3 protein-coding genes are annotated in these 5,904 nt (G+C 58.7%); all 3 read left to right on the top strand.

Annotated elements, in window-relative coordinates; translation table 11 throughout:
- Nucleotides 1–1,393, top strand: a 1,393-nt coding sequence (locus tag ACLD11_RS21625; RefSeq protein WP_411015362.1) for a type VI secretion system Vgr family protein, incomplete at its 5' end; no start/stop codon positions are given.
- Nucleotides 1,394–1,416: 23 nt separating this feature from the next.
- Nucleotides 1,417–1,863 carry a DcrB-related protein gene (locus ACLD11_RS21620; RefSeq protein ID WP_080108936.1) on the top strand — a complete coding sequence of 149 codons (447 nt, stop codon included), beginning with the start codon at nt 1,417–1,419 and terminating at the stop codon, nt 1,861–1,863.
- An 18-nt stretch (nt 1,864–1,881) separates the two neighbouring features.
- Nucleotides 1,882–5,904, top strand: a 4,023-nt coding sequence (locus ACLD11_RS21615; protein WP_411015361.1) for an RHS repeat-associated core domain-containing protein, incomplete at its 3' end; no start/stop codon positions are given.

The raw sequence follows: 5,904 nt of genomic DNA, 5'->3' as shown, positions 1-5,904 counted from the left end.
CATCTACTGGTGGTTTGAACACAGCGAGGACAGCCACACGCTGGTGCTGGCGGATGCCATCAGTACACATCACGCCTGCCCGGATTCACCGGAGGTGGAATGGCATCAAAAAGGGTTAAAGCTGGATAAAGCATTTATCCACACCATTATAGCCAATGAAAGTCTGCGTACCGGGCAGTGGGTACTGGATGATTTTGACTTTAAAAAACCGCGCTCGCGGCTGGCGAACACAGTGGCGGATCCGCGTGAAACCGGCCATGCCAGTTACGAACACTACGAATGGCCGGGCGATTATTTCGACAAGGGCGAAGGCGAAATGCTGACGCGCATCCGTATGGAAGCGCAGCGCAGCCCTGGCAGCCGGGTTCACGGTGCCGGGAATATCCGTACGCTGATGACTGGCTACACCTTTGCGTTGATGAATCACCCTACGGCAGAACTCAACCAGGAATATCTGTTGGCGCAGACTACGCTGTTTGTGCAGGACAACGCGCAGCACAGCGGGCAGGACCAGCACTTTACCTTCTCCACCCGTTTTGAACTGCACCCCACCCGTGAGGTGTTCCGCCCGCAGCGGACGGTGAGCAAACCCCACACTAAAGGCCCGCAGAGCGCCATTGTCACCGGCCCGGCGGGGCAGGAAATCTGGACCGATCAATACGGGCGGGTAAAGGTGCAGTTTGGCTGGGACCGTTACGGCAAAATGGATGAAAACAGCTCCTGCTGGATACGCGTCAGCTACCCGTGGGCGGGCAAAGGCTTCGGGATGATCCAGATCCCGCGTATCGGCCAGGAAGTGCTGGTGGATTTCAAAAACGGCGATCCGGATCTGCCGATCATCGTGGGGCGCACCTACAACCAGGACACCATGCCGCCGTGGGGACTGCCGGGAATGGCGTCGCAGAGCGGGATCTTCAGCCACTCACTGTATGGCGGGCCAGCGAACGGCAACATGCTGCGTTTTGATGATAAAACCGGCGCGGAGGAAGTGAAGTTCCACGCGGAAAAAGATCTCAACACCACGGTGAAGAATAATGAAACACATACGGTAATGGTGGATCGCACTAAAACCATTATTAAAAATGAAACCAACAGTATTGGTGAGGACAGAAACACCACGGTAACGAAGAATGACGGCCTTTCCGTAAAACTGGCGCAGACGATCAATATCGGCACCACTTATCGTTTAGATGTTGGCGATCAATTCACGCTTCGCTGCGGCAATGCGGCGCTTGTTTTACATAAGGACGGCTCCATTGAGTTTTGTGGCAAGCAACTGATGTTACATACCAGCGATGTCATGCAACTGATTGGTAAAGGTATTGATATGAACCCGGATGGCGGCACAGCCGTAACCGCCGATGATATTGCCCCCCTTCCCACCTCTGAATGATCTGAATTAAACCTGGAGTTCTCATGGATCGACCATACCGCATACAGGAAGGGTGTTTTGTCCTGCCTGAAACATTTACGGATCGCAGCGTCAATATTTTTATCCCGGAGGGCAATGAACGAACATCGCCCGGCCTGAATATTTCCCGCGATACGCTCAAACCTGATGAAGACCTGCCCGCCTATATTGACCGCCAGATTGCACTGATGAAAAAAAATCTCGGTCAGCACCGGGTATTGTCGCGAGCGCCTGCACAGGCAGGAACGGGCAATGATGCCCTGATGGGGGAACAAATTGCCGCCACCCATAAATCCGGGAAAACGGAAGTGTACCAGCGTCAGGCCGGGTTTATTGCAACCCCTGGCAAGGTACTGGTCTTCACCCTGACCAGTCCCCGTCCTTTTGATGATAAAGCAGACCTGCTCTGGAACACCTGGCTGGCAGGCTTTCAGCCGGATAAAAACGAATAATCACACGGAGGTGTGACCATGTATGAAGCAGCCCGTGTGGATGACCCTGTCTACCACACCAGTGCGCTCGCCGGGTTTCTTATCGGCGCTATCATCGGTATCGCCATTATCGCGCTTGCCGCCTTTGCCTTATTTACCTGCGGTTTTCTTGCCGGACTGGTTCTGGGTTTTCTGGCCGACCAGATAGCCTCCGGGGTACTGCAACTGGGCGAGGCCATCGGGCGCTCCATCCACCACACGGCAGGAAAAATCCTCACCGGTTCGGAGAATGTCAGCACCAACAGTCGCCCGGCGGCGCGCGCGGTACTGAGTACGGTGAAATGCGATAACCATATCGCAGAAAAACGCATCGCCCAGGGGTCGGAAAATATCTACATTAACAGCCAGCCCGCCGCCCGTAAGGATGACCACACCGAATGCGACGCGGTGATTGAAGACGGTTCGCCGGATGTGTTTCTCGGCGGCGGCACACAGACGGTACTGGAAATCAGTTCTGAAATCCCGGACTGGCTGCGCAAGGTGGTGGATGTATTGTTTGTCGTGGCGGGTCTGCTCGGCGGGCTGGCCGGGGCGTGGCGGCAGGCGGCAAAGCTGGGGACGAAATTTGGCACTAAATGTGCCGCTAAGTTTATCGGCGGGGAGCTTACCGGGATGGCCGTGAGTGAGGCTATCAGCGGGCTGTTCAGCAATCCGGTGGATGTGACCACCGGGCAGAAAATCCTGCTGCCGGAAACGGACTTCACCCTGCCCGGTCGCCTGCCGGTCACCTGCTCGCGTTTTTACGCCAGCCACCTGGAAACCGTGGGACTGCTGGGACGGGGCTGGCGGCTGAACTGGGAAACCAGCCTGCGCGAGGACGATGAACACCTCACGCTGACCGGTGTACAGGGGCGGGAACTGAGTTACCCGAAAACGATGCTGACGCCCGGCCACCAGATATTTGACCCGGAGGAACAGTTATACCTCAGCCGCCTGCATGACGGGCGTTACGTGCTGCATTACACCGACCGCAGCTATTACGTATTTGGTGATTTTGACAGTGACGGCATGGCATACCTGCGGTTTATGGAGACGCCGCACCGCCAGCGCATTGTCTTCGGGCACGAAGGAGGCAGACTGGTACGGATAGCCTCCAGCAGCGGGCATCACCTGTTACTGCACCGCACACAGACCCCGGCAGGGGAGCGGCTGTCGCGAATTGAACTGGTGCAGGGCGGCACCCGTGGCAATCTGGTGGAGTACCGGTATGACGATAACGGTCAACTGACCGGCGTGGTGAACCGGGCGGGAACGCAGGTGCGGCAGTTTGCTTATGAAAACGGGCTGATGACGGCGCACAGCAATGCGGCGGGGTTCACCTGCCGCTACCGCTGGCAGGAACTCGACGGCGCGCCGCGCGTGACGGAGCACGACACCAGTGACGGCGAACATTACCGCTTTGACTATGATTTTGCCGCAGGCACCACCACCGTCACCGGCAGGCAGGGGGAGTCATGGCAGTGGTGGTACGACAGGGAGACGTATATCACCGCGCACCGGACGCCGGGCGGTGGAATGTACCGCTTCACGTACAACGAAGACCACTTCCCTGTCAACATTGAGCTGCCCGGCGGTCGCACGGTGGCGTATGAATATGACAGCCAGAACCGGGTGGTGAAGACGACAGATCCGGAAGGCCGGGTGACGCAGACGCAGTGGAACGGCGAGTTCGACGAAATCACGCGCACGGCGCTGGACGATGACGCTGTCTGGAAAACGCAGTACAACGCCCACGGCCAGCCAGTGCAGGAGACGGACCCGGAAGGGCGGGTGACGCAGTACGCTTACGATGAACAGGGGCAGATGTGCAGCCGGACGGATGCGGCGGGCGGCACGGTGGTGACGGCGTTCGACAGCCGGGGGCAGATGACGCGGTACACCGACTGTTCAGGGCGCAGCACAGGATATGACCACGATGAGGACGGCAACCTGACGCGGGTGACGGACGCGGAAGGGAAGGTGGTACGCATCAGCTACAACCGACTTGGGTTGCCGGAGACGGTGAACTCACCGGGGAAACAGCAGGACAGGTATACCTGGAATGCGCTGGGGCTGATGAGCAGCCACCGGCGCATCACGGGGAGCGTGGAGAGCTGGCGGTATACGCCGCGTGGTCTGCTGGCGGCGCACACGGATGAGGAGAAGCGCGAGACGCGCTGGCAGTACACGCCGGAAGGCCGGGTGGCAGCGCTGACCAACGGCAACGGGGCGCAGTACCGGTTCAGTCACGATGCGGACGGCAGGCTGGTGCGTGAGGTGCGCCCGGACGGACTGAGCCGTACTTTTATCCTGGACGACAGCGGTTATCTGACGGCGATACAGACCACGGGCACGCAGGGCGGCGTGCGGCGGGAGACGCAGCAGCGGGATGCGCTGGGCCGTCTGTTACGGACGGAGAATGAACACGGCCAGCGGACGTTCAGCTACAACCGGCTGGACCAGATAACGGCAGTGACGCTCACGCCCACGGAGGCGGGGCAACAGCAGCACCGGATGCAGGCCGACACGGTGCGTTTTGAGTATGACCGCAGCGGCTGGCTGACGGCGGAGCACGCGGGGAACGGCAGCATATGTTATCAGCGCGACGCGCTGGGCAACCCGACGGACATCACGCTGCCGGACGGGCAGCACCTGACGCATCTGTATTACGGGAGCGGGCATCTGTTACAGACGGCGCTGGACGGCCTGACGGTGAGTGAGTATGAGCGCGACAGCCTGCACCGTCAGATAATGCGCACGCAGGGGCAGCTTGCGACGTACAGCGGCTACGACGACGACGGGCTGCTGAGCTGGCAGCGCAGCCTGGCGCCCGGCAGCGCCCCTGTTCTTCCCGGCCAGCGCCCGGCGCGGCAGGGCTGCGTGACGTCGAGGGACTATTACTGGAACAACCACGGCGAGGTGGGCACGATTGACGACAGCCTGCGTGGCAGCGTGGTGTACAGCTATGACAGAAGCGGTTACCTGACCGGGCGCTCAGGTCAGATGTATGACCATGACCGTTATTATTACGATAAGGCGGGCAACCTGCTGGATAACGAAGGGCAGGGTCCGGTGATGAGCAACCGGCTGCCGGGCTGTGGTCGTGACCGTTACGGCTATAACGAGTGGGGCGAGCTGACCACGCGGCGCGACCAGCAACTGGAGTGGAACGCGCAGGGGCAGTTGACGCGGGTCATCAGTGGCAACACGGAGACGCACTACGGCTACGATGCGCTGGGGAGGCGAATCCGCAAGGCGACGTACGGGCGGCACACGGGTCATACGGCGCGGAGCCGGACGGACTTTGTGTGGGAGGGGTTCAGGCTGTTGCAGGAGAACGTGCAGCAGCAGGGCTGGCGGACCTATCTGTACGATGCGGAACAGCCGTACACGCCGGTGGCGAGCGTGACGGGGCGGGGAGAAAGCAGGCAGGTGTGGTATTACCACACGGACGTGACGGGCACGCCGCAGGAGGTGACGGCGGCGGACGGAACGCTGGTGTGGGCGGGGTATATCAGGGGGTTTGGAGAGAATGCGGCGGACATCAGCAACAGCGGGGCGTACTTTCACCAGCCGTTGCGGCTGCCGGGGCAGTATTTTGACGACGAGACGGGGCTGCATTATAATCTGTTCAGATATTATGCACCGGAGTGTGGCAGGTTCGTCAGTCAGGATCCGGTGGGGCTGAGGGGCGGAATAAATTTATATTCGTATGCGCCTAATCCTCTAAGTTGGATCGATCCTTTAGGCCTCGCTGTAGATCCCATAACTAAACTGGAAGATCGCGGTTATACAGGAGTAACTAAAACTTCGGGTGGCGGGTTAGATTATTCAGGTAGTAATGCGTTATATAATAAACGACCCGGAGTTAACCCTATAGTTACTATTGAATATTCAGGTGATTATATTCAGGATTTTCAAAGAGCAAATGCTAAAGCTGGGTTAAATCAGGTTTCTACTCCACGAGGATATGTTTGGCACCATCTTGATGAATATAATCCTGTTACTAATAAAGGCACAATG

It is taken from the genome of Salmonella sp. 741265116_PST, assembly GCF_046567715.1.
GTDB lineage: Bacteria > Pseudomonadota > Gammaproteobacteria > Enterobacterales > Enterobacteriaceae > Salmonella > Salmonella enterica.
Note: the sequence above shows the minus strand (reverse complement) of the source record. Positions and strands in the feature narration are given on the sequence as shown.